Origin of the sequence: uncultured Brachyspira sp. (assembly GCF_944390845.1) — a bacterium.
GTDB lineage: Bacteria > Spirochaetota > Brachyspiria > Brachyspirales > Brachyspiraceae > Brachyspira > Brachyspira pulli.
In genome coordinates this window covers 1-26,066 of record NZ_CALXRM010000004.1, presented here as the reverse complement: position 1 = coordinate 26,066, position 26,066 = coordinate 1, and the positions used below count along the sequence as shown (strand labels likewise).

The following is a 26,066-nucleotide window of genomic DNA, read 5'->3' as shown; positions in this document are numbered from 1 at the left end:
TTAAAAAATATTTTAATTTAATTTTATTTATTTCTTTTTTCCTTGATTTGCCACAGCTTCCATAGCTTTTTTAACCGCTTCAGGGTCGCCTAAATATTGTTTATTAACTGCTTTGAAATTATCATCAAGTTCATAAACTAAAGGCATTCCTGTAGGTATATTAAGTTCTGTAATATCTTCATCAGAGATATTGTCTAAGTATTTTACTAATGCTCTTAAGCTGTTACCATGAGCAGCAATGATAATTTTTTTGCCGGCTTTAATATCTGGAAGTATAACATTTTCCCAGAAAGGAACTACTCTTGCAACTGTATCTTTTAAACATTCAGTTAAAGGAAGTTCTTTTTCAGATAAGCCTTTATAACGTGGATCATTACCAGGATATCTTTCATCAGATTTTTCTAATGCTGGAGGTGGAGTATCATAACTTCTTCTCCAGATTTTAACTTGATCTTCACCATATTTTTCAGCTGTTTGTGATTTGTTTAAGCCCTGTAAAGCACCATAATGTCTTTCATTTAATTGCCAGCATTTTTCTACAGGTATCCATAAAAGTCCCATTTCTTCTAATACTAAATTCAAAGTTTTGATGGCACGAGTAAGAGTAGAAGTATATGCTTTATCAAAAGTAAAGCCTGCTTTTTTTAATTCATTACCGCCTGCTTTAGCTTCTTCTATACCTTTTTCTGATAAAGTAACATCTGCCCAGCCTGTAAATAAGTTTTCTTTATTCCAAACACTCTCACCATGACGTATTAAAACAACTTTTGTCATTTTTAAAACTCCTTCTAATAAGATTAAGTACTATTATATACTAAAATCGCAAAAAAGTTAAACAAAAAATATATTGTTTTATTGTTTTGTTGTTATAAATATAAAATTTAATAATGATTAATTTTAACGCACGGTTAATGCACTTTTATTTATAGTAAAAATTGTATTATTATTTTATTTATATTTTAGAACTTGTTTAACGTGCGGTCTATGCATTATAAATTTAAAAAAATCTTGGGTGGGCGTTATCATTTCTTTTTAAACAATAAAGAAATTAAAAATAGAAATAAGAGAATACCTCAATATAATATAAAGGGCGGGAATTAGGATAAAGCAAAATATATTTTGACATTTATAAATTATTTCATTATAATAATATTATGAGTGAAAGAAAAAATATTAATGTACTGAATGATTATTTTGTGAGATATTTATTCTCATCATCAGATAGCAATCCTATATTGCTTGATTTTATAAATTCTATAATGCTTGACTCTAATATGAAAACTTTTAGATCAGCGGAAATACTTACACCATTCAATTATAAAGAAAATTATGAAGATAAAGAAACAATAGCAGATGTAAAATGTATTACACAAAACGGAAGTGTAGTTATTATAGAGATACAATTACAAGGTAATTCAAGATTTCCAGAACGTATACTATATTATTGGGCATCTAATTACAGTAAATTATTAAAGCATGGAGAAAAGTATGATGCTTTAACTCCGGTTATAAGTATAAATCTTCTTAATTTCAATTTAGATGATAATGACTCTATACATTCATGCTATATGATTTATGATACTAACAATAAAAGATTATTAACAGATCATTTACAAATACATATACTAGAATTAAAGAAGTTTAAATATGATTTGTTAAAACCAGATTTAAACTGTTGGCTAAAATTTTTCACTATGAAAGAAAAAGATAATAAGGAGGAGATTATGTCTGATATAGTAAAGGAAAAGCCTATAATGGAAGAAGTACAAAGAAGATATAATAACTTTATTAAAAATAGATTGATGATGAATGAATACGATAAAAGACAGGCATATTTATATGGTAATCAAATAATGCTTGAAGAAGAAAGAAGATTAGGAATTGAAGAAGGTTTAAAAAAAGGCATAGAGAAAGGTATAGAACAAGGTATAGAACAAGGCGAAAAAAATAAAGCAATATCTATGGCAAAAGATATGAGAGCTAGAGGTATGGACTTAAGCCTTATTAGTGAATTAACAGGCTTAAGTATACAAGAAATAGAAAAGCTATAACCAAATAAATAAAAAGGTTATGAGTTTCTGACATTTGATAGAATGTAAGGAGTTTATTAGCGAACAAGTTTTTTATAAAGGATATAATAAATAAAAAAATTAGTCTTTTAATTTTAATTACATTTGCCCGCCCTTTAAACTTCATTACTTTATTTAGAAATGATAATTATAATTTCTTTATTGTGTATTTAGAAAAAGCAAGCCCGCCCAAGTTTTTATTAACTTTAGAACTTGTTCAACGCACGGTATATGAAATTTATTTACTAATACATTTATGTTTTTAATGCACTTTTCTTATAAATCCTATTCTGCGTGCGGTAAGATTCAAAATTACATTCTTGAAAAAAGATGAAAATAAAATATACTTATTAGAATGTTTTTTATATTTGAGAGATTTTTATGAATAATACAGTTACTTCTAATCCATTATATTATGAAAAAATATATAAATTACTTTTTAGATATGCCACACCAAGTATAATATCGCTTCTTGTTGGATCTTTATATAATATAGTAGATCAAATTTTCATAGGTCAGGGAGTTGGTATTAATGGCAATGCTGCCACAAATGTTGCTTTTCCGCTTTCTATAATTTGTATGTCTATATCTTTGTTTCTTGGACTTGGAGGAGCTTCATCATATAGTATATTATTGGGGCAGGGTAATAATAAAAAAGCTGCTAAGATGATAGGAAATGCTATAGTACTTGCAGTTATATTTGGATTTATATTCACTGTTGTAGTTAAACTATTTAATAAAAATTTTATGGTAATGTTTGGTTCTACTAATAAAGTTTTAGGATATGCAGTAGAATACACCAATATAACAGCATTTGGATTTATACCATTTATATTTTCTACAGTTATGAGTCATATAATAAGAGCTGACGGAAGCCCCAAATATTCTATGATGTCAGTATTAAGCGGTGCTATTGTTAATACTATTTTGGATCCTATATTGATATTTAAATTTAATATGGGAATGTCAGGTGCGGCACTTGCCACTATAATAGGTCAATTTATTTCATTTATTATGGTTGTAAGATATTTATTCAAATTTAAGAATGTAACTTTTGAGAGAGATAGTTTTGCAGTTGAACCAAAGAATGTGTTTAAAATATTGTCGTTAGGAGCTTCAGGCGGATTCAATCAATTTGCTATGATGGCAGTACAAATAACTATGAATAATGTATTAAGCCACTATGGAACTAATTCTATTTACGGCGGTAATATACCTCTTGCAGTTGCTGGTATCATATCAAAAATTAATATGCTTGTTATGGCATTTATAATAGGTACATCTCAAGGCAGTCAGCCTATAATAGGTTTTAATTATGGGGCAAAGAATTATGATAGAGTAATAGGAGCTTATAGACTTACAATAATAATTACTACAATTATGGCTGCAGTTGCATTTTCATTATTCCAATTATTCCCAAGACAGATTGTAGCAATATTCGGAGATGGAAGTGAATTATATTTCCGATTTGCTGAGGAGTATATGAGAATATATATGGCACTTATGATAGTTAATGGTATACAGCCAGTAACAGGAACATTTTTTACTTCTTTAGGAAAGGCTTTCAAAGGTGCTTTTATAGCTATGACTAGACAAATAATATTTTTACTTCCGCTTATTATAATTCTTCCTAGTATATTAGGTATAGATGGAGTAATGTATGCTGGACCTGTTGCAGACGGTGCGGCTTTGATAGTTACAATTATAATGGTTAGCAGAGAAATAAAGAATATAAAAAGATTAAAAGAGAATAATCAATAAAAAGTTATTTATAATATTGATTATTAATTATAAATAAAAAAGCATAAGAGAATTATCTCTTATGCTTCATTATTTTTAAATATTTTTTATGAAATATTATTTACTATATTATTTCCAAGTAGGAAGGTAAGAACCTTTAAAGTTTTCATTATAAACTTTTTCTACTATTTCAGATTGATAAGTTTCTACAACTTTTTTGTATAATTCATTATCTTTATCTTTAGTTCTAGCAGCTATTAAATTAACAAAAGATTTTCCGCTATAAATAGAAGGGTCATCTTTGAATATATAATCAGAACCAGGATTCAAACCGAAGTCTATAGCATAGTTACCATTGATAACAGCACAAGCAACATCTGGAAGTATTCCATAAATAGCACCAGCATCCATTTCTACTATTTCAAGATTAAGAGGATTTTCTATTATATCGCTAACGCTAGGAGTATCACCTGCTTCTGGTTTAACTTTAATAAGTCCAGCAGCTTGAAGTACTTTTAAAGCTCTTCCGCCATTAGATGGGTCATTAGGTATAGCAATTTTATCTCCGTTTTTTACTTGTTTAACATCTGTTATGTTAGTTGAATAAATATTCATAGCAGATATATAAGTATCAGCAATAGCAGTTAATTTATAATTTTTGTTTGATACTTCATCATTAAAGTATGCATAATGCTGAAAAGCGTTCAAGTCTATTTCACCATCATTCAATGCCTGATTAGGAATAGTGTAATCAGAGAAAGATACTAATTCCACAGTAATTCCTTCACCAGCTAACTTTTCTACTATTGGATTCCAAATTTGGTAATCAGATTCTCCTGCGAAACCAACTTTAACTATTTTCTTATCGCTGGAAGATTTCTCACCGCATGATAATATTGAAAATGCAAAAACAATAGACAATATTAATAATAAAATTCTTTTCATTTTTTCTCCTTTTAAGAATAAATTTTGTTTATTATAAATTATAATGGATAATTATTCAAAATTTTATTTATATTTTTTATTATTTATTCTTCTTCCCAAGCTGGAATATATGCTCCGCTGAATTTTTCTTTATATATTTGCTTCATATCATCAGATTGATATGCCTCTATAATTTTTTTATAAGTTTCATTATTTTTATCTTTAGTTCTAGCAGCTATTAAATTGATAAAAGAATCACCTTCATAAATGGAAGAATCATCTTGAAATATATAATCAACACCGGGATTAAAACCTAAATCTACAGCATAATTAGCATTTATAACAGCACATGCAACACATTTATTACAGTATACATATCTATAGATTTTATTTCTATTATTTCTATATTAAGTTTATTTTCTATAATATCATTTGTTTTTGGAAAATCTCCGGCTTCATCTTTAATTTTTATAATACCAGCTGCTTCTAATACTTTTAAAGCCCTTCCTGTGTTGGAAGGATCTTGCGGTATCATAACTTTATCACCCATTTTAATTTGATTAATATTAGTTATGAATTTTGAATAAATATTCATAGCAGATATATAAGTATCAGCTATTGGTACTATTTTATATCCATATTTTGCTACTTCATCATTAAGATATGCATGATGTTGGAAGGCATTCAAATCTACATCTCCATCATTTTAATGCTCTGTTTGGTATGTTATAATCATAAAAATCTATTAATTCTATTTGTATACCTTCTTTTTCTAATTTTTCTATAATGGGCTGCCATATTAAATTATCAGACATTCCTACATGTGCTATTTTTATCACCTTATTATTATCTTTTTCTGAACAAGATATAAATAGTAATGCAGTAATAGTTAGTAATAATAAAGTTTTAAAAATATATTTACGCATAGAATATCCTTAGCAATTAATTAATTATAGTAATACCTTTTATTCTTCCTGATTCAATAAGTTTAGTAACTCTTTCTTTATAGAATTTTGCTATAGTTTTATAAATGTTATTATCTGCTTCTTTAAGTCTGCAAACTATTAGGTTTACATACATATCTGAAGAATATTTACCAGGATCATCATAATATAGAACATTTTTATCTTGAAAATCAAAATTATAATTATAATTTATTATTATGGCATCTACTTCTGATATTATTGAATGCATATTACTTGCTTTTTTAGGTATGAAATTTATATTCAAAGCATTTTCTCTTATATCATTTAATGAATAATTATAATTTGTATCATTATTTTTTTTCAATTTGATAAAACCAATAGACTCTAATATTTTTAAAGCCCTTGATAAATTAACTTCATCTTGAGGTATTGCGATTTTAGCATTTCTAGGCATTTGACTTATATTAGTTAAATTTTCAGAATACATATTCATATCAGCTATGAAAGTTTTTTCTACTACGCTTAAATAATAATCGTTTTTATTAGTTTCATTAACAAAATATGCATAATGCTGAAAATGATTTAAATCTATATATCCGCTATTTAAAGATTTGTTTAAAGCCGTATAATCAGAAAAAGGAACCAAATCTAATTGAATATTTTCTTCTTGCAATTTACCTATAAGGGATTCCCATATAGCAACATCAAATTCCCCAATATATCCGATTTTTACTATATGTTTTTCTTTATCATTATTTTGATTGTTGCATGAAATGCAAATTAATATAAATAATAATAATATTTTTTTAATCATTTATGTTTCCTTAAAATTATATTAGTCTACCACTATTAATCCTTCAATCTTTCCTGCTTTTATAAACTCTTTTAATTTATTTTTATAGTTTTTTGCTATTCTTTTATAAATATCCAAATTATCATCTTTACTTCTGGTAACTATTAAATTAACATACATATCTGATGAATATTTACTGGGATCATCATGATATATAATATTGCAGTCCTTTAAATCGGAAGCAAAATTATAATTAATAATAGCAGCAGTAAATTTATACATCATATAACGTATTTGTTCTACCTTTGTAGGTATTATTTCCAAATTTAATTTATTTTCTTCTATGTCATTTAATGTATAATTGTAATTAATATCTCCATTACTTGCCAGTTTTATTAAATTAATAGAGGCCAATATTTTTAAAGCCCTTGATAAATTTATATTATCATCAGGTATAGCTATTTTAGCTTTTGTCGGCATTTGATTTATATTTGTTAATTTTTGCGAATATATATCCATAGAAGCTATATATGTTTTATCAATGATAGTAAAGTCATAATTATTTTTATTGGTTTCATTAACAAAGTATAGGTAATGCTGGAATGTATTTAAATCTATATCTCCTCTCTCTAATGCTTCATTTAACATAGAATAATCAGAAAAAGGATCAAGATTTAAAATGATATTTTCATTTCTAAATTCAGTATACATAGATTCCCATACATTCACATCAAATTCACCTATATAACCTATTTCTATAACTTTGTTGGTATTTTTATTATTAGTACTGCATGATAATAATAAAATTAATAATATCATCAATATATTTTTCATTTGTAATTTTTTTTATTGTTATTTTTTATTATTAATCAACAGCAATAAGTCCTTGTAATTTATTTGCTTCTATCTTCGCCTTTATTTTTTGTTTATAACTAGCAGCTATAAATATATATAAATTGCAAAGTTTATCTTTTTCTCTGCATACTATTAAATTTTCATATTTATGATGAGGATATATAGTTACATCATCATAATATAATGTATTAACATTTTGATAATCAGATATAAAACCATAGTTAATTATAGCGGCATCAACTTTATCAAGGCTGTAATATACTTCACCAGCATCCATAGGTATTATTTCTAACTGCAAATTATTTTCTATTAAATTATATCCAGAATAAAAATTATTATCATTGTCTTGTAATGTTATTAGTTTAGCTTTTTCTAATATAAATAAAGCCCTAGACAAATTTATTTTATCACTAGGTATAGCAATTTTAGAATTTGTAGTTATTTGATTTAAATTTGTTAGATGCTTTGAATATATATTCATAGGTGCTATAAAAGTTGTTTCCAAAATTGCCAGTTTATAATTATTATTATTTGTATCATTAACAAAATAGCTATAATTTTGAAAAGTATTTAAATCTATATCCCCGCTGTTTAAAGCTGCATTTAAAAGCTCATAACTATCAAAATATACAATGTCTAATTTATATTTATCTCTTATTAATTCCTTATCTATTTGCTCCCATATATCATAGTCAAATTCACCGATATGACCAATTCTTACAACGTTATTAGCATTATTACATGAATATAGGAGATGTACAATTAAGAAAAATATTATATAATATTTCATAATCCAGCCCCTATATTATATTACCAAACTGCTATATAAGCTCCTTTAAAATCTTTGCGGTAAATTTCTTTAACTTCTTCAGATTGATAAGCTTTTACTATTGTTTTGTAAATTTCGTTATCTTTATCTTCAGTTCTAGCTGCTATGATATTTATATAATTTTTATCATTATAGTTTGTAGGATTGTCTTTATATATAGAATCTTGATCAGGATTAAGCCCAAAATTCAAAGCAAAATTACAATTGATAACAGCACAAGCAACATCAGGCAAAATACTATATATACTTCCAGCATCCATTTCTATTATATCTAAATTAAGTTTATTTTCTTTTATATCTTTAAGTTCAGGATTTGCTATAGATTTATCTTTTAATGTTATAAGTCCGGCAGCTTCCAAAACTTTTAGGGCTCTGCCTCCATTAGAAGGATCATTAGGAATTGCTATTTTATCTCCTTCTTTTATTTCGCTGATGTCTTTTATATTATCTGAATATATATTCATTGCGGCAAGACAAGTATCAGCTATGGCAGTTAATTTATATCCTTTAGTTTCTACTTCATTATTAAAGAAGGCATAATGCTGGAAATTGTTTAAATCTATATCTCCATCATTCAAAGCCTGATTAGGAAGTAAATAATCTCCGAAAGATATAAGTTCTATTTCTATATTATTAGTAGAAACTTGCCTTTTAACTTCTTCCCAAATAACACGGTCAGATTCCCCAATATAACCAACCTTAACTTTATTGATATTTTTATTTCCGCCTGAACAAGCTGCTAAAAATATCATACTAAACATCATACTAATAAACAAAATAATTTTTCTCATACAAAAATCCCCCAAATATTCTAATTAGTTTTTTTATTTTTTTTGATTACATCTTTAAGGCTAATTGATAATTATCTTTCATAACCTTACAAGATTCATCAAATAATTTTTTTTCATCACTGTTCATATTAAGTTCAATTATTTCTTCAACTCCATTTCTTCCAAGTACAGCTGGTACAGATGCATAAACATCAGTTTGACCATATTCTCCATTTAAATATACTGATACAGGAAGTACTCTATGCTCATCGCAAAGTATAACTTCAGCAACTTCTGCCAAAGAAGCACCTATTCCAAATTCTGTAGAACCTTTTCCGCCTAATACGTCCCAACCGCCTCTTTTACCTTTAGTAGCTAATTCATTTAAATCTAGCTTTGAATATTTTTCTTTTTCTTTCATTAGTTCAAATAAAGGTTTTCCAGCTATAGTAACTGTTGACCAAGGAACCATTTGACTTTCACCATGTTCGCCCAAAGCATAAGCATATATTGATTTTTGATCTACATTTATAGCTTCAGATATTGCTCTTCTTAATCTTGCAGAGTCTAATGTTGTACTTGTAGAAATTATTCTTTTTGGATCATAATTTAGCTTGTTTTGTAAATAATGAGTGATAACATCAGCAGGATTTGATATATTGATTATTATTCCGCTGAATTTTGTATTTTTTACTTTGCCAACTATATCTTTCATAACTTCTATTGTGGCACCTAAAGTATCCATTCTAGTTTGATTCATATTAGGTAAAGGGCCGGCACATACAACCATTATATCAGCATCATCTATATCATTATAATTCCCTGCTTTTACTTCAACTCTATGAGGCAGATAAACAGTAGCATCAAATATATCCAATGCTTGTGAAAATGCCTTTTTTTCATCTATATCAATATAAATAATTTCTTCAACTAATCCTTTAGAAGCTAATGCATATCCGGCATGAGAGCCTACATGTCCAGCTCCTATTAAAACAGCTTTTCTTCTTTTTATATTATTCATAAATCAAATCTCCTATTATTAATAAATTATTAGTGTGTAGCTTTCTTTACCACAAAATTACCAAGTGCCTGTATTAATCCGACTAATATAACAAGCAGTATTACAGAAACATATATTATATCAAGTTTATTTCTATAATATCCGGATTGTATAGCATAAGTACCAAGTCCGCCTGCACCTACAGCACCAGCCATAGCAGTTAATCCTATTAAGCTAATAGCAGTTATAGTAGTACCTCTTGCAATAGGGGCAATACTTTCCTTTAAATATACTCTAAAAATTATAGCTACAGGAGAAGAACCCATAGATTGAGCTGCTTCAACTAATCCGGGATTAACTTCTGATAAAGCACTTTCTATTTGTCTTGCAAAAAATGGAACAGTACCGAATATTAATGGTATAATAGCACCTTTTACACCTATAGCAGTACCCATTATAAATCTAGTTAAAGGCACAAGCATTGCAAGAAGTATTATAAATGGTATTGCTCTGAAAAAGTTTATAACTTTGCTTAAAATTTCATATACTAATATATTTTCCATTATTCCGAATTTTTTTGTAACTATAAGAAGTATTCCTAAGAAACCGCCTATAAAAAATGATATTATTCCGGAATAGAATAACATAACAAAAGTTTGCCATATACTTTGATATAGTCTAGGTAAATCAGCCATTACATTAGGCATTAAATTATTCATCATATCTAGCATCAGTTATAACCTCCACATCAACATGCTGTTCTTTAAGAAATTCTATAGACTTTGTTATTCCTCCCTTTTCTTTTTCATGAAGTATAACAACAAGTCCTCCTAAAAGACTTTCATCTATAAGTTCAACGTTTCCAAATATAATATTAACATCAACATTATATTTTCTTGAAATATGAGACATTAAAGCCTCTCCAACACTATCTTTTTTATATTTTAATCTTACTATACATTCGCCGGCTTTTAATTTTGTTATATTATGACCTTCCTCAACAAGCGAATAAATTTTTGATATATTTGAAGTGGTATCTATAAAGTCCTGAGTAATTTTATTTTGAGGATGTGAGAATACCTCAAATATATTTCCTTCCTCTACCAAATTACCATGATTCATAACGGCAACTCTATGGCATAATTCTTTAACTACATTCATTTCATGAGTTATTACCACTATTGTAATGCCTAATTGTTCATTCAATTTTTTTAGCAGTTTTAATATAGAAGAAGTTGTTTGAGGGTCTAATGCACTTGTAGCTTCATCGCATAAAAGTATTTGCGGATCATTAGCCAAAGCTCTGGCAATAGCAACTCTTTGTTTTTGTCCGCCGCTCAATTGAGAAGGGTATACATAGGCTTTTTCTTTTATATCTACAAGTTCAAGAAGCGACATAACTTTTCTTTCTACTTCTTCTTTTGATAATCCTCTGTATCTTAAAGGGTATGCAACATTTTTAAATACAGTTCTTGATCCGAAAAGATTGAATTGCTGGAATATCATACCTATTTTTTTTCTTGTATGTCTAAGCTCTCTAGGTTTTAAAGCTGTAAGTTCAACACCATCTAAATATACTTTTCCTGAAGTTGGTCTTTCTAATAAGTTTATACATCTTACCAATGTAGATTTACCTGCACCGGAAAAACCTATTATTCCGTATATTTGTCCTTTCTCTATTTTTAGAGATACATTATTAACAGCATTAAGCTGCTTATTTTTAGCGGTTTTAAATACCTTGCTAACATTTTCTAAAACGATCATATATATCCTGTGATTTTATAGTGGATTATATTATATATTAAAAAAATTAATATAAAAGACTTAGATATTATATATTTTAAAAAGTATCTGTCAATAGTAATTATGTAATTTGATTTAATAAGAATTGTTAGAATTGTATAATATTATTTTATTTCTAATCCATTCAAATATTTAAAAGCATAAGGAAAATCTGAGTATTTTGATGACTGTATATTTGAATAGTTATCTATTGATGAAGGTTCTTTTTGATTATGTTCTTTTAAGTATTTATTTACAGCATTATCATGATTATTTTGAAATATTTTATCCCAATGTTCTTTTACATCTCTTCTAATTTGTTCTTTATTAGTTTTTTGATTATAGTAATATTCAAGCCAGCTTTCCAATGCCTGATAATTGAGTATAAATAAAGTTTTATCCTTGAATTTGTTTTGGAATCTAAATCTTAAGTCATTAATATTTTTTGGGTCTGTTTTATCGCAATCCGTTATAATGACTATTATTTTTCCTAATCCATATTCATTACTTGTTATTCTTTTTTCAATAGAATCTATTATATCCCCAATTAAAGCGTCTTTATTCTTGTTTTTTATATTAGGGTTTATTTGAGTTATAAATTCTTTTTTTGGAGAGAACTCTATTTTATCTTTTAAAATTTCATTAACGTATCTATTAAAATAAATTAATTCAGTATCGCCAGTAGAAAAGCAGTACAAATAATATTTTTTATTTAATTGTCTTCTTTTTCTCATTTTTATTCCTTATTATCTTCAATAAAAAATCTTGAAGGAATTTCAAATAATCGAGAATTGTATTTAGCTTTTAAACTATTCCTTTTATATTCTTTTTCTAAATCTTCTTTTTTTAAATCTTCAAAGTCAGCAGCACAGTATAATTCGCTTTTATTATCTTCTTTGTTTAGAAACCAATAATGATTTAACAATGTATTTTTTAGGCACATCAAATTTGTGTCATGGGTAGATAATATTAATTGAGCTGTAGGATTATCCAAATCTTCAAACATATTTTTTTGAAATAAACTAATAACAAGTTCTAAAAGTTCAGACTGCACACCTTGAAATTCGTCAATTATTGATAATTTACCGCTTTTTACACATCCTAATATATCAAATAGATTATTAGCATAATTTTTTGTTCCATAAGATTCTATCTTTCTAAATTCATCTTCATAATTACTATGGATTGAAATAAGCTTTTTTTTACTAGTTTTATTAATAAGATTTTCTACAATATTAGTAGTTTCTATATAATTTCTATTTTCAATTATTTTTATATTGTCTATTCCAACATCAGCAAGTGAAATAAGTTTTTTATATATATTCCAAGATTTTGATTTATCTAAAGCATAATAAACTTTATCAAGTTGAAAAAATAAACTTTCAGTATAATTTTCATTTGCATTTAGTAATGGAAATATGAAATTAGTTATAAATGCCATTCTGTAATTTTCTATTATTGATTTATAACTATTGACACTATTTAGATATGTTATAACTGTGATATTGTTTGGTATGCCTTCTTTATTTTTCAAAAGATTTATACCATTAATAATAGAATTTTCTTCTCTTTCAAAAATTATATTATTATTTTCTTTTAATAATTCATATTTTATGTCAATGTTATGTACTATTTCATAATGATATAAATTATTTTTATAGTAAAATTCCAGAAAAAATTTTATATCTTCATCTTTTCCATAAACCATATTTTTTATAAATAATTTTTTATAATGCTGATTAATATCATCATCTTGATAAGAATTTATATGAAATAAATATTTAATGGCATCAAGTAAATTAGACTTACCGCTTCCATTATGTCCGTATAGTATGCATAGTTTTGATATATAATCATCATTTATTTTATATATGAATGGATTATTTTCAATTTCTTCTCTGTTGCTGTCATTTACTTCTACACGCATATCAAGAGTAACTTCATCATAAAATGATTTATAGTTTTTAGCACTGAAACTTACAAGCATTTATTTTCTCGCTTTAATTTTTATATTTAAAAATATTTTCTTTTAATAAATTTTAGCATATATATAAATTAAATCTAGTATTTTTTATTATCAATTTTTTTAAAGCTTATTAATATTCCACTGAAGTTAAATATATTTAATAAAAATAAATTGATCTTTTGCAACTTTTTCAGCAGGAAAAGTTGATAAATGAATTAAAAAAATTAAAAAGAATTAGGGGAGGGTGGGCGGGGTGATTAGATTAAAAAATAAAAAAGGCCTGCCATTATAAATAACAGCAAGCTCAGTAAAAAAATATATATAACTTTTTAATTGGCAGTATTTTTTACGCCTGAAAGAGATTCCTCTATAGTTGTTTCTGTGTCTGCACTTTCTTCTCCTACTATAGATTTAGCAAGATTCTTTATTTTATCGCTTGCAGCAGATGATGATAAAGTCTTTATAGCTTCATACATATCTCCTGTTGGGGCAGACTCTTTATATAAATTAAGTATTTCCATAGTGATAGCTTCTGAATTATCATTTTTTAATCTGTATAATAATAATTTTTCTATCTCTGGTTCTGATTTATAACTATCTAATGCCTTAATAGCATAAACACGAACTGAATCACTGTCATTCTTAGCAGCTTCAATTATATCTTTCTTTACATCTCCATAAGCACTGTACTCTGGAAGTATATAAATAACTCTAGCTGTGATTTCCGGTAAATCTTCAGCTAAAAGTTTTTGTAATATTTCATAATTTTCAGCACTAGGATAAGCACCTAAAGCTACTACAGCCATATAACGTACTAAAGCAGGTTCCCCAGTATTCTGTGAAGCATTTTGGCAAATTTCTTCACCTTTTGGATTTTTTGTTTCACTGAAGTATCTTAATATTTCAACTTTTGTAGTAGAGCTTACCACATTGTTTGTATATTTTTCTAATAGGAAATCAGCTGCATTTTCTGATTTCATAGCACCCAAAGCATTTATCATACTATCAAGAACTAATCCGGATGCATTTGTAATTTCTGCCATTATATCAGTTTCGAATTTAGGATCCGGATAAATAGAACATAAATAATAAGCTTCTTTACGTACATTATCATTTTCATCTTTAATAGCGTATTCTATAACACTTTTAGCATTATCATTTTTAATTTGTTTGAAGAAATTGATAATTTCTGTTTTTACTCTATTATTCATTTCTTCAGGATAATGGCTTGCAAGCATAGCTATATCAGCTTCACTTTTTGTTCTTCTAATCTTTCCAATAGTAGCTATTTTTTGAGTTGGAGTTCCGTATTCAAAAGCCTTTTCATAATCTGAATTAACTAAACCCGCTGTGGCAGCAGAAGCATTAGTATCAGCAGCAGCTGTTGCTGTTTCATTAGTTGCTGTTTGAGAAAAAGCCTCAAAAGTAATTAAAAATAAAAGACTTAATATAATATTTTTCATAAATAAAAATTTTCCTTAAAAGTTTATATAAATAAAAACCCCTTTATTTCCAAAGGGGTTTTGTTTTCTGTTTTTTAGAAATAAAATTAATTTCCCTGATATGTACTTTCTTGTCTAACATCTAATTGAGAAATATATGTGTTATATTTTGTCATATCTTCATCATTTTCTATTATGACAAACTCGTATCTTCTTAGAGCATCTTGAGTAGAGTATTCAGGTAAAGCTTCACCAAGAGGGCTTTCTATAACTCTTTCAGTAGCTATACCTTTAGATAAAAGATATGCTTTACCGTTTCTAGCTCTAATAACAGATAAGTTGTAATTGTATGGATAAGCTCTTCCTTTGTTACTTGTATGAGCTTCTAAAACAATACTTGCATTAGGATTTTTATCCAAAAACTCTATCACCTGAGCAAATGACATATCAGCAGTTGCAGGCATATTTGTTTCTACAAATTTGAATACAATTTTCGGATTAGTTTCTAATATTCTACCTCTGTCAGTTTCTCTAATAGAACAATCAGCAGGTAAATAAAGTTCTTGTACTGTTTCTTCTTCTTGAGCAACAGGCTCATCTGCTATAACAACATCTTCCGGAGTAGTACTTTCAGGTGTACTCTTACATGCTATGACAAAGATCACTAAACTAAAAATAAATAAAATTTTCTTCATTATTTTGCAAAATCCTCGACATTATTTTGTTTCTTTGTTAATGTCGACAGTTTTAGCAAAATCGTTATATTTTTTCAAATCATTTTCAGTCATTATGATAATGAATTCGCTTCTTCTATTTTCTTTTAGAGTAGGGTATTCTGGTAAAGCCTCTCCAAAAGCACTTTTTAATAATTTACTGTTTTCAGCACCTAGTTTTATTATGTAATTAAAACTTGTATCAGATCTTCTTTTTGACAATTGATAATTATAAGGTGCAGGGCCTTCTTTACTAGAATTTCCTTCAACCATTATTCTAATATCAGGATTATTTTTTAATATTTGATAGACTAAATTATAAGCTTCTTTATAGCTGCCTATTTCTATTGTGTTGTCAAAACCGAATTTTACCTCATAATTTCCGCTACCTTTACCCACATCTGTTTTGGATTTAGGATCATGAAGTACTAATACTTTACCTCTTGGAGTTTCTCTAACTGTGGCACCATCTGGTAAATTTAATCCTTTAGAATTTTGATTATTAGCTTCAGTTGTTTTAAAACCGCTGCTGTTTTCTGGGCCAGTGGCTACAGGAGCACTTTTACATGCCACTATAGATATAAAACTTAAAGACATAATTAAAATTATTTTTTTCATGATTACTTTTCCTTGAATCCTTATTATTTGTTGTTGCTATGTTAAATTTATTAACATAACATGTTTATAACAAATTCATAATAAAATTCGTAAAATATAATTATCCTATTGTAAATATTAATACTGCATTTTTACAAATTATATATTACTTATTTAGTATATATTGTGATATTTGTAATAAAAAATTAATAATTTTAATTAAAAATCTTTATTTATCTTATAGTTTGAAGAAACTTATAGTATTTTCAAGCAGTTTTATTTTTTCTAAAACTTCATTTGAAGTTCTATTGGAATCTTCTACTAAAACAGCATTTTGATTGGTAGCATCATCTATTTTAGCTATTGCAATATTAACCTGATCAACACCAGATTGCTGTTCCATAGCAGTTTCACGTATTTCCTGCATTATTTTTGAAGTTTCATCTATTTTTTCTTTTAATTCATTAAATATATTTTGAGATTCTGAGGCACTGTTTGTGGCTTTTACTATACTTTCATAAGTATTATTAACAAGTTCTGTAATATCTTTTATTGATGATTGAGTATTTTGTGCTAGATTTCTTACCTCGCTCGCTACAACTGCAAAACCTCTTCCTTGATCTCCAGCTCTTGCTGCTTCTACTGAGGCATTCAAAGCTAATATATTTGTTTGGAAAGCTATATCTTCTATGATTTTTGTTATATTTTTTATTTTTTCACTGGCTTCATTAACTTCACCTATATTATTTGTAGTTTCTAATACTATATTTCCTGCCTTTTCTATTGATTCTTTTGATTCCAACATCATATTATTTCCTACAATAGCATTATCAGTCGATGATTTTATTGTAGAGGCCATCTCTTCCATAGAGCTTGCTGTTTCCTGCAAACTTGATGCTTGTTCTTCTGTTCTTCTTGATAGATTATTATTTCCGTTTACTAAATTTTCTGTTAATTCTTTTATATCTTCAAGTTCATCTTTTACTTTTGTTATTATCTCTGTAAGTTTTTCTCTCATAGCGTCAAATGAATTCGATAACATTCCAAGTTCATCATTTGAAAGTTTTATTTTAGATCCATTGTATGATAAGATACCATTTTCTATATCCTTAGCTTCTACAGATATATGAGTTAATCTTTTCATTACACTTTTTATAAAGAAATATACATAAATTGAAATTAATAATGTAGATATAGTACCTATTATAAATATAACAATACCCAAAAGTCTGCTTCTAGTATATATTTGACTTTCAACCATACTTATGATTAATAGCCAAGGAGAAGATTGCAGTTTTGTAAATATAGATACTCTTTTCTGAGAACCTGTATCTGATCCGGAAATATAATGGTCTATACCGCTTCCTTGTTGGAAATTATTTTTATAGTTGTCGCTTGTAGTCATTCCAAGTCTGTCTATATCACTATGAATCATAATAGTTAAATTTTTATCTATAGCAAATATATTTATATCTTTTGATAATTCTATATTGCTGAAATATAATGTATTAACTTTTGTCCAGTCATACATTACATATAAATATCCTAATAAATTACCATTAGAATCTTTTATGCCAGTGCATGCAAATATAGCCCATACACCTTTAGCTATTGATTTAGTTATTTTCTCAGAGAAAGTAACTTTATTATTATCATTTTTCATTTTTTGTGCTGCTTCTGGGTGAATTGCTAATATATCTTTTCCTACCAAATTATCATTAAGGCTTGAATCTATTATACATATTCCTCTGGTATCGCATATTCCCATATTGATTATATAATCATTATTATTAACATATTTAGATATAGAGTTATATGCTCTGTCTAAATTTTCTTCTGTTCTATTTTGTATTAAGCTATAAACATCCGGATGCAAACTATAAGTATCTATAAGCATTTTTTGGTCATCAATCCAAGTATCAAATAATGATGTATAGCTTGAAAGCATATTGTCAAAGCCTTCAAATCTAGTATCAATTAATGCATCGCTTGCAATTTTTATTGATATTATTAAAAGTATGGCTACCATTATAATTATAGATAAGTTTATCATGGCAGTAATTTTAAAACTTAAACTATTGTGCATTTTCATAATTTATCCCTAACAATGTATATATTACAATTATAGCTAAAAATTGATTATTGTAAATATTTTTTAATGATTTATTTGTATTATAATACAAAATTATACATTAATTTTACTTAATTTTTGTATTTGCATATATGCACTCAAATGTATCACCCAAATTTTTCTTTTTAGCAGTGGAATTATATATTTTTAATAAAAGATTGTTTTTTCTAATGAAATTTAAATTAAATATATCACAGAATCTGTTATAATAAACACTTTGATTTTCCAAATCAATACATTTTAGAGAGTGTTTAGACATAAGTATATCTAATGATTTTGGATTAGCCTCAAAAGCATGATCTGTAGGTACTATAGAGAAGTAGTTTTTATTATATTTTCCGCTGAGTCCGTTTCCATTAGGTGTGGCAAATGCTAGTATGCCGTCATCTTTTAGAGAGAAAAGTATCTTATCCAAAATAGATTCAAAATTATATACATGTTCTACAACATACCAAGCGGTAATTATATCATATTCTTTTTCTTTATATTCAAAATCTAGTAAAGAGCAATTATGTACATTTAGTTTCAAAGTATTAATGCAATAATTTGAGGCATATTCACTTATTTCTATGCCTTCGGTTTCATAACCATATTCTCTGGCCTCATTCAAGAAGAAGCCCATTGCACTTCCTATATCAAGAATTTTTCCATTTGGTTTTATTTTCTTTATCTTTTCCAAACGCCTTTTTGCTAAAGCGGATAAATTCTGACTGTCTTCCTCATAAGTTTTTCCATATTGATTTTTATAATCTTCAACAAAATATTTTGATGAATAATCTGTAAAAGGAGGAAGGAAATATTTTCTAAATAATGTATTGCATTTCTTACACTTATACAAATTAGATTCTATATTTCTATTTTTCATTTCTATATCATGGCTGCTGCAAAAAGGACATTTTATATCTTTAAAATCTTTTATATTATCTATTATAGTTTTTATTCTTTCTAAAGATTTTTCTGTATTTATTGATTTCCCGTTTTCTGTGTATTTCTCTTGTATTTCTTTATTGAATAAAAATTCTTTTAATTTTACTGCTGCTTCATCAATGTTAACTTTTTCAAAGAATCCCAAATTAAAGAATAATTCTTTTTGGCTTTTGGCTAAATCATCATGATATTTTGTAGGAGAAAGCACTATAGTAGGTATTGAAGCCTCTATACATTCAAAAGCGGTAAGTCCAAAATATGTTATTACAGCACTGTATGGAGTTATAAATATATCAGGACTGAAATTTTTATAGCTTATATTTTTATATTCGCTTTCTTTTTCTGTGTCTATCAATACGAAATTTTTATCTTCTATTTGTCTTATAATATCAATGGCTTTCTTTTTTAATTCATTATTAAATCCTAAGTATAAAAGCACTGGGGCATTTTTATCGTATTTAGGCTTTATATTTGAATTTAATATAGTAGCTATAAAAGGCTTAATATTAACTTCTTTTGAGTTATCTATATTAGGAAGCATTTCTATAACTATATCAGCAAATGCTCTTTCATTTCCTACACTGTCTATTATTATAACATTGCTTATAGTTTTTAATTCCTTTATGAATTTAGGTTCTACTTCTCTGCTGTCCACTATTATCAAATATGGATTTAATTTCTTTATTTCATTATATTTACAAGTTTTTATACTGCTGTCTTTAAATATATCACTGTTATTATTTATAGAAGAAAATACAAAATTGTAATTATCTTTTAATCTATTCGCTATGAACTTCATACGGGTAATATGTCCAAACCCATATATTGTTCCTATATCTGTTATTATACATATATTATAATTCTGCATGGGGAAACTTTACTATTGTGTTTTATTTTTTATTAACTTCTTAAATTAACGGATTTTAGTGTCTAAGCATTATATATTAAAAAAATATAATTACAAACAAAATATATTAATTTAGGGGCGGGTGGGCGGGGTGAATATATTAAAAAACATATTTCTATTATACATGCATTTAGTCATGTTTATGTGAATAGATTTTAAACAAATATGATTATTTTAGGAAGTTTTGCTGATTCATAAATATGTAAGTTATTAGAAGTATTTTACAATAAGAAATATTTTATTTATCAATTTAATACTTTTAAAAATAAAATATTAATTATATACAATCTAATTTGAATATTTTTTTAATATGCGGCATATATTATTTATTATTTTTGTATTATTAGAATCATAATCATTGCTTTTTAAATATGTATAAACATCGTCGCCGTTATTATCTTTTTTATTAGTATCAGCATTATGCTTTAAAAGCTCTTTTATAATATTTTCTTTGAGCATTAAGGCAGCATACATTAAAGCAGTAGTTCCATTATTATTTGTATCATTAATATTTACATTATAATCTATAAGAAGTTTTATAATATCAGTTCTTTTATAAAATATTGCTACAAGCAAAGCATCAAAGCCTTGTTTGTTTTTTATATTCAAATCGGCATTATTTTTTAATAAAAGTTCTGCTATATTATAATGTCCGTAAAATGAGGCAAATATTAAAGCAGTCCAATTTTCATTATTAATCAAATTTACATCAGCATTATTTTTTATTAATTCTTTTGCTATATCAATTCTGTTAAATATTGAGGCAAGCATTAAAGGACTAAATCCTTCTTTATCGAATGAATTTATATTAATTCCTTCATTAATATATTTGTTAAATATGTTTAAATCTCCATTTTTACAGCTTTCAAAAAAATCTTTCATTTCTTACTATTCTTTACTATATAATATTATAATAATTACAATATTTAACAATGTATTTTATTTTGCAGTAAAATTATTCCATTAAAAAATCATTTATTAGTTCTATTAATTTATTTTTAATTTCTTTAAAATCAGAGTTTAAATTTATTGTATTAACAGCAAAATATTTATCTTGTATTTTATATTCTTTATTAATATTATCAGAGCATAAAGGATAAAGTAAAACACCTTTTATAGTTTTAAATTTTTTATTGACATTACTCATATAAGAAAACATTTGATATAAATGCTGGCTTCTTATTGAAATCTTATCATTATTTTTTATTAATATATTTTTATAAAATTTTGTATCTATTATTAAACATTTTTCTTTATTATAAATCATGATATCAGTTTTCATTATAGGTATATATTCATTATTATTTATCTGCCACCTAATAGATTTATTTTTTACTTTTATATTTTTATTATTTCTAAAATGCATTTTATAAAAGTTTAAAACAAATTTCTCATAAAGTATATGCATTCTTTTTTCTTCGTTAAAATCAATAAAGGAATATTCATCACTATTTTTATTAACTATTAAATGTTTATGTATGAATTTGCAAATATTAATTATAATTTTATAATGCATATTATTTCTATTGTACTTTAATGATTTGAAAGTGGCGTTATTAACATTTATATTTTTTATTTTTATAAAGTAATGATTTAATCTTATTAGTTTATCAAGAATATCATTATCTATATTTTTATAATTTATAAGTTTGTTTAAAGTGGATTTTATTATTTGATTAAAAAGTATATCATTAGATAGAATATTATAACTGCATACCAATTTTTTATAATTGATAGTATTTCTTTTTATAGATTTAGAAAAGTTAATTTTTCCTTTTAATACAGATAAATCTTCTTCTAAAGTTATATATCCTTTATAAAAACCTCTTTTAATTAATTTATCTAAAAACATATTGAGAATATAAGCCATAACATTATAAATATTATCAAACTTTTCATCTCCGAAAATTTCTTTTTTATCATTATCTTCATTATTTTTCATCAATGATATTCCAAACATTCCAAGCATAAGAAAGCATGTAGTATATATTTTTAATAGGTATTTTTATATTATTCATAATTTTATATTATTATTTTTGGGGACTAGCCCCCAAATCCCCAGTTCTTTTACCGACGCTCTGCGTGCCTGCGGCAAGGTACCTTTCGGTATTGGTATAAGGCACAGCCCGCCTTCGGCGAGAACCAAAAAAACTGCAATTTTACTCATCAAAAATTATAATTATGATTTAATATAACAAATTTTATATTTCCAATAACTTCTTTATTTCCTTTTCTGCTTTCTCCTCATTATCAAACCAATACTCTCTTAATGTAGGAGCTATCTCATATTCTATAATATTTTTGTATTCTTTATCATCTAATTTATCGCAAAAATAACTATGTCCTATAGTGTAGCCTTTACCTAGAGTTCTGTCGCTTTTTATAATATTATTCAGATCAGTAAATTTTTTAATTATTTTATCTATAAGCTTATCATTTACATTTTGATTTTTTAAATAGTTTTTAAATTTTTCATTTTCAAAAGCTGGCTCAATATCTATAAAACAAAATCTTCTTCGTAATGCATAATCAATAACAGCAATACTTCTGTCAGCAGTATTCATCATACCAATAATATATAAATTATTAGGCACTGTAAAACTTTCATTATTGTAAGAGAGTATAATTTCTGCAATCTGTTATCCGATTCTATAAGCATTAAAAGCTCACCGAAAATTTTAGAAATGTTTCCTCGGTTAATCTCATCTATTATAAAGAAATAATCATTATCCATATCTGAGGCAGCTTTCTGACAAAAATCATAAAACACACCGTTTTTTAATTCAAAGTTTTTATCATTAGGTTTGTATCCAATAATAAAATCTTCATAAGAATAACTTTCATGAAACTGAACCATTTTTATTTTATTATCATCAGCTTCACCTATAATTGAATAGGCAAGTTTTTTAGCCATAAAAGTTTTCCCACTCCCGGTGAGCCTTGAAAAATAATATTCTTCTTTCTATTTAATAAATTGCAAATAGTATTGTATTTTTCTTCGGATATAAAAACTTCATTAAGAAAATCATTTTTTGTATAGGAGTTATCTGATTTATCATTTATATAATTATTATCTATATCTTTTTCTGAATTATATTCTAAATCATTAAAATTTATATCTATATTTTTTTCTTTTGATATTTTATTACATATTGTAAGTAATGACTTTGGAATTTTATTATAATTATCATATCTATATTTAATATGTTTTTTAATGGACTCTAAAGAGTTTTTTATATCAGTTGGATTATTATTTTTTGCAATCTTATCAAGAAAAAAATATATAAATGCATTGGCAACAAACATCGTAAATAATTCGCCTTCCTTCATTCCACAAAAAGCATAGTATAAACATATATAATAATTTTTTTTATAAATTCCTATATCATTTACTAATTTTTTCAATCCATCTTCTCTACGTATTTTATGATTATATATTTCTTCTAATGTATTATAAAGTAATTCTAATTGATCTTTGCTTAATTTCTTCTCCATTTTTTACTCCAATTTTATATATAAAAAAGCAAACCAGAAACTCAATATATCATTTGGATTGTTATTTATTGTATTTGTCAGCTAAATTTTTGCATTCATTTTCTGAAATATCAAATATTTTATTAATATTTTTTCCGCCATTTTTATAATATTCTTTATATATACAGGATAAGTATTTAGAATTATTCTTTATCATTTCTTTATCTTTTGAGAAATTTACTAATTTTGATAAATAAGATTCTGCTTTTTCTAAATAAAATAAATTCATGCCTTTAGCACATTTGTATTTATAACAATAAAGAGCAGATATATTTTTTAATGTATCCAAATTTATATTATCAATCTGTATAGCATTTTCTGCATATTGAATAGCTTTATCTAAATAATTCTCATCATTTTCATCATTATATTTTACTAAACACATAGAGTACATAATATATAAAGCATTTTTATTTATATCAGAATTATTATTACTTCTTTTTATAATTTTTTCACAACTATCAATAATCGATTTAGTATCAATATTTGTTTTTTTATGATTTATACTATTTTCTAATATTTTATCGATACTGAAAATATCTTTAAGTAATGTGTAATTTTCTATATATACCTAAACAATTATACTTTGTCAAAAATAAATTTATGTTTTGGTTTTATATTTGGGGCTTTGCCCCAAACCCCACTTCTTTTGTTGCCACAAAGAAGCAAAAGGGCTATATTTTAGCTTAAATTAATAGTTTATATTACATGTAAAACAATTTTAGTATGATTTAGTACTAATTTTATACCTTGCACTTTCGCGAAGCGTATCCAAGCCTGTCGAGGATATAGCAACTTTGACGAAGTCCGCAGAGCGTATGCGGCGGGAAAAAGTTGACTAAAAAAATGACAAAGTTAAAAATTTTCAGTATATTTTAATCTATATAAATTTAATATATTATTAAGTATATTGTTATATGTATCAGTATTTATTATATTGCTACTTGTGGAATTAAATAAATAATTATAATAATTAATAGATTTATTATAATCATCATCAGAAGTAGTATGTTCATATTTAATATAATATAGCCAAGCTATAGAATCAAGTTTATCTTTTTCATTAGAAATATTACCATAATCTTTTATGGCTTTATTAAAATATTCATAGACTTCATCATTTTTACCCAAACTATATTCATATTTTTTAGTATATAGCCATGCTCTTCCTAGTAGTGCTTTATTATTATGATCATCATTTTTTATAATTTTATCATAATCTTCAACTGATTTATTAAAATATTCATCATACTTTTCATTTTCATACTTTTTACTATATAATAATGCTCTGGAATTAAGAATATCTAAATTATCCTCATCTAATTTCAATATTTCACTGTAACTATCTATTGCTTTATCATATTCTTCATCAATTTCTTCTTTTCTAGCTTTTGATACATACATGTCTATTGTTATTTTTTTAGAAGCTTCTTCAATACTTACTAATTTTTCTTCCATTGATTTAATATTTTCTTTATTGAATTCTATTGATTTGTTATTAGAGTATATTCCTAAAATTGTAAATATTATCATACTTAATGATAAGAATGCTAGCCAGAAAGTTACAGTATTTATTCCGAACTCTTTAGTGTCTCTTAATGTTTCTCTAAGTAAATCAATGTTAGGTTTGAATGCTTCTTCTAATGTATCTTTGATAAACTCTTTGTTACTTGAACTTTCATTTGTGATTGTTTCTTTTAGTAACTCATAATAATTGCTTAATTGTATTTGAGAATTTGTTTCAAATTTTCCAATACTGTCATCTATTGATTTTTTTATTGAATTAGTATAATAAAAATATATAGCAATTAATGCTAGCAAAGAGAGAAGACATACAACAATATACAATATAAATGTAGTATTATCTTTATTGGAGTTATTTGTATTATTAGACATATTTTTACCCTCTATAATAAACTTTATATTATATATTTTTATATAAAAAAATAAACAATATTTAGTTCATAATTTTGTTTAAGAGCCATAGATATTGCACACTTTTAGTTTAAAAAAAAGAAGGTATTCCTTATAATTTAAATTACTAGAAATAAACCCAAAGGAATACCTATGAAACAGTATAATGAACAACAGAAAAAAAAGATAGTATTAATTATTAATAAAGTAAAAAATAAAAAAGCACAGGCTTTAAAATTTAATATTA

25 protein-coding genes and 1 pseudogene are annotated in these 26,066 nt (G+C 25.7%); 2 read left to right on the top strand and 24 right to left on the bottom strand.

Annotated elements, in window-relative coordinates; translation table 11 throughout:
- Positions 1 to 27: 27 nt before the first annotated feature.
- Positions 28 to 774: a 2,3-diphosphoglycerate-dependent phosphoglycerate mutase gene (gpmA, locus tag Q0K52_RS01385; protein ID WP_297295682.1), complete on the bottom strand. Its 747-nt coding sequence runs from the start codon at positions 772 to 774 to the stop codon at positions 28 to 30.
- Between the two features lie 380 nt (positions 775 to 1,154).
- Between gpmA and Q0K52_RS01380 the strand changes: the two genes are divergently transcribed.
- Complete coding sequence (locus Q0K52_RS01380; protein ID WP_297295680.1) at positions 1,155 to 2,051, top strand: Rpn family recombination-promoting nuclease/putative transposase; 897 nt, start codon at positions 1,155 to 1,157, stop codon at positions 2,049 to 2,051.
- Positions 2,052 to 2,450: 399 nt separating this feature from the next.
- Positions 2,451 to 3,830 carry an MATE family efflux transporter gene (locus tag Q0K52_RS01375; protein ID WP_297295678.1) on the top strand — a complete coding sequence of 460 codons (1,380 nt, stop codon included), beginning with the start codon at positions 2,451 to 2,453 and terminating at the stop codon, positions 3,828 to 3,830.
- 108 nt (positions 3,831 to 3,938) lie between these two features.
- Here the strand turns inward: Q0K52_RS01375 and Q0K52_RS01370 are convergent, their stop codons facing one another.
- The 23 genes and pseudogenes from Q0K52_RS01370 to Q0K52_RS01260 form a co-directional block, all read right to left on the bottom strand.
- Positions 3,939 to 4,754 carry a MetQ/NlpA family ABC transporter substrate-binding protein gene (locus Q0K52_RS01370; protein ID WP_297295676.1) on the bottom strand — a complete coding sequence of 272 codons (816 nt, stop codon included), beginning with the start codon at positions 4,752 to 4,754 and terminating at the stop codon, positions 3,939 to 3,941.
- A gap of 83 nt (positions 4,755 to 4,837) precedes the next feature.
- Positions 4,838 to 5,659: pseudogene (locus Q0K52_RS01365) on the bottom strand (MetQ/NlpA family ABC transporter substrate-binding protein).
- Between the two features lie 16 nt (positions 5,660 to 5,675).
- Positions 5,676 to 6,473, bottom strand: coding sequence for a MetQ/NlpA family ABC transporter substrate-binding protein (locus Q0K52_RS01360; RefSeq protein ID WP_297295674.1), 798 nt, complete (start codon positions 6,471 to 6,473; stop codon positions 5,676 to 5,678).
- A 21-nt stretch (positions 6,474 to 6,494) separates the two neighbouring features.
- On the bottom strand, positions 6,495 to 7,286 hold the full coding sequence (locus Q0K52_RS01355) for a MetQ/NlpA family ABC transporter substrate-binding protein (protein WP_297295672.1): 792 nt from the start codon (positions 7,284 to 7,286) through the stop codon (positions 6,495 to 6,497).
- A gap of 31 nt (positions 7,287 to 7,317) precedes the next feature.
- Positions 7,318 to 8,097 carry a MetQ/NlpA family ABC transporter substrate-binding protein gene (locus Q0K52_RS01350; protein ID WP_297295670.1) on the bottom strand — a complete coding sequence of 260 codons (780 nt, stop codon included), beginning with the start codon at positions 8,095 to 8,097 and terminating at the stop codon, positions 7,318 to 7,320.
- Between the two features lie 20 nt (positions 8,098 to 8,117).
- Complete coding sequence (locus Q0K52_RS01345) at positions 8,118 to 8,927, bottom strand: MetQ/NlpA family ABC transporter substrate-binding protein (RefSeq protein ID WP_297295668.1); 810 nt, start codon at positions 8,925 to 8,927, stop codon at positions 8,118 to 8,120.
- A 46-nt stretch (positions 8,928 to 8,973) separates the two neighbouring features.
- The gene (locus Q0K52_RS01340; protein WP_297295665.1) at positions 8,974 to 9,927 is read right to left on the bottom strand and encodes an L-lactate dehydrogenase; all 954 of its coding nucleotides are present in this window, start codon (positions 9,925 to 9,927) and stop codon (positions 8,974 to 8,976) included.
- A gap of 29 nt (positions 9,928 to 9,956) precedes the next feature.
- Entirely contained in the window at positions 9,957 to 10,637 is a 681-nt protein-coding gene (locus Q0K52_RS01335; RefSeq protein ID WP_297295664.1) for a methionine ABC transporter permease, read from the bottom strand.
- A complete protein-coding gene (locus tag Q0K52_RS01330; RefSeq protein WP_297295662.1) occupies positions 10,618 to 11,670 on the bottom strand; it encodes a methionine ABC transporter ATP-binding protein in 1,053 nt (350 codons plus the stop codon). The genes Q0K52_RS01335 and Q0K52_RS01330 overlap by 20 nt, the downstream gene beginning before the upstream one ends.
- Before the next feature lie 143 nt (positions 11,671 to 11,813).
- Positions 11,814 to 12,422: a hypothetical protein gene (locus tag Q0K52_RS01325; RefSeq protein WP_297295660.1), complete on the bottom strand. Its 609-nt coding sequence runs from the start codon at positions 12,420 to 12,422 to the stop codon at positions 11,814 to 11,816.
- A 2-nt stretch (positions 12,423 to 12,424) separates the two neighbouring features.
- Entirely contained in the window at positions 12,425 to 13,675 is a 1,251-nt protein-coding gene (locus tag Q0K52_RS01320; RefSeq protein ID WP_297295658.1) for an ATP/GTP-binding protein, read from the bottom strand.
- A gap of 308 nt (positions 13,676 to 13,983) precedes the next feature.
- Complete coding sequence (locus Q0K52_RS01315) at positions 13,984 to 15,117, bottom strand: DUF5691 domain-containing protein (protein ID WP_297295656.1); 1,134 nt, start codon at positions 15,115 to 15,117, stop codon at positions 13,984 to 13,986.
- Positions 15,118 to 15,203: 86 nt separating this feature from the next.
- Complete coding sequence (locus tag Q0K52_RS01310) at positions 15,204 to 15,791, bottom strand: OmpA family protein (RefSeq protein ID WP_297295654.1); 588 nt, start codon at positions 15,789 to 15,791, stop codon at positions 15,204 to 15,206.
- A 21-nt stretch (positions 15,792 to 15,812) separates the two neighbouring features.
- Complete coding sequence (locus Q0K52_RS01305) at positions 15,813 to 16,427, bottom strand: OmpA family protein (RefSeq protein WP_297295652.1); 615 nt, start codon at positions 16,425 to 16,427, stop codon at positions 15,813 to 15,815.
- A gap of 217 nt (positions 16,428 to 16,644) precedes the next feature.
- Positions 16,645 to 18,498, bottom strand: coding sequence for a methyl-accepting chemotaxis protein (locus tag Q0K52_RS01300; protein ID WP_297295649.1), 1,854 nt, complete (start codon positions 18,496 to 18,498; stop codon positions 16,645 to 16,647).
- Between the two features lie 106 nt (positions 18,499 to 18,604).
- Positions 18,605 to 20,332, bottom strand: coding sequence for a methyltransferase domain-containing protein (locus tag Q0K52_RS01295; protein ID WP_297295647.1), 1,728 nt, complete (start codon positions 20,330 to 20,332; stop codon positions 18,605 to 18,607).
- A gap of 327 nt (positions 20,333 to 20,659) precedes the next feature.
- The gene (locus Q0K52_RS01290) at positions 20,660 to 21,253 is read right to left on the bottom strand and encodes an ankyrin repeat domain-containing protein (protein WP_297295645.1); all 594 of its coding nucleotides are present in this window, start codon (positions 21,251 to 21,253) and stop codon (positions 20,660 to 20,662) included.
- A gap of 73 nt (positions 21,254 to 21,326) precedes the next feature.
- Positions 21,327 to 22,313, bottom strand: a complete 987-nt coding sequence (mcrC, locus tag Q0K52_RS01285; RefSeq protein ID WP_297295642.1) for a 5-methylcytosine-specific restriction endonuclease system specificity protein McrC — start codon at positions 22,311 to 22,313, stop codon at positions 21,327 to 21,329.
- A 259-nt stretch (positions 22,314 to 22,572) separates the two neighbouring features.
- Complete coding sequence (locus Q0K52_RS01280) at positions 22,573 to 22,965, bottom strand: hypothetical protein (protein ID WP_297295640.1); 393 nt, start codon at positions 22,963 to 22,965, stop codon at positions 22,573 to 22,575.
- Complete coding sequence (locus Q0K52_RS01275; protein WP_297295638.1) at positions 22,935 to 23,285, bottom strand: AAA family ATPase; 351 nt, start codon at positions 23,283 to 23,285, stop codon at positions 22,935 to 22,937. The genes Q0K52_RS01280 and Q0K52_RS01275 overlap by 31 nt, the downstream gene beginning before the upstream one ends.
- Complete coding sequence (locus Q0K52_RS01270; protein ID WP_297295637.1) at positions 23,255 to 23,866, bottom strand: hypothetical protein; 612 nt, start codon at positions 23,864 to 23,866, stop codon at positions 23,255 to 23,257. The genes Q0K52_RS01275 and Q0K52_RS01270 overlap by 31 nt, the downstream gene beginning before the upstream one ends.
- A 61-nt stretch (positions 23,867 to 23,927) precedes the next feature.
- Positions 23,928 to 24,290: a hypothetical protein gene (locus tag Q0K52_RS01265; protein ID WP_297295635.1), complete on the bottom strand. Its 363-nt coding sequence runs from the start codon at positions 24,288 to 24,290 to the stop codon at positions 23,928 to 23,930.
- Between the two features lie 470 nt (positions 24,291 to 24,760).
- Positions 24,761 to 25,801, bottom strand: a complete 1,041-nt coding sequence (locus Q0K52_RS01260; protein WP_297295634.1) for a hypothetical protein — start codon at positions 25,799 to 25,801, stop codon at positions 24,761 to 24,763.
- Positions 25,802 to 26,066 lie beyond the last annotated feature (265 nt).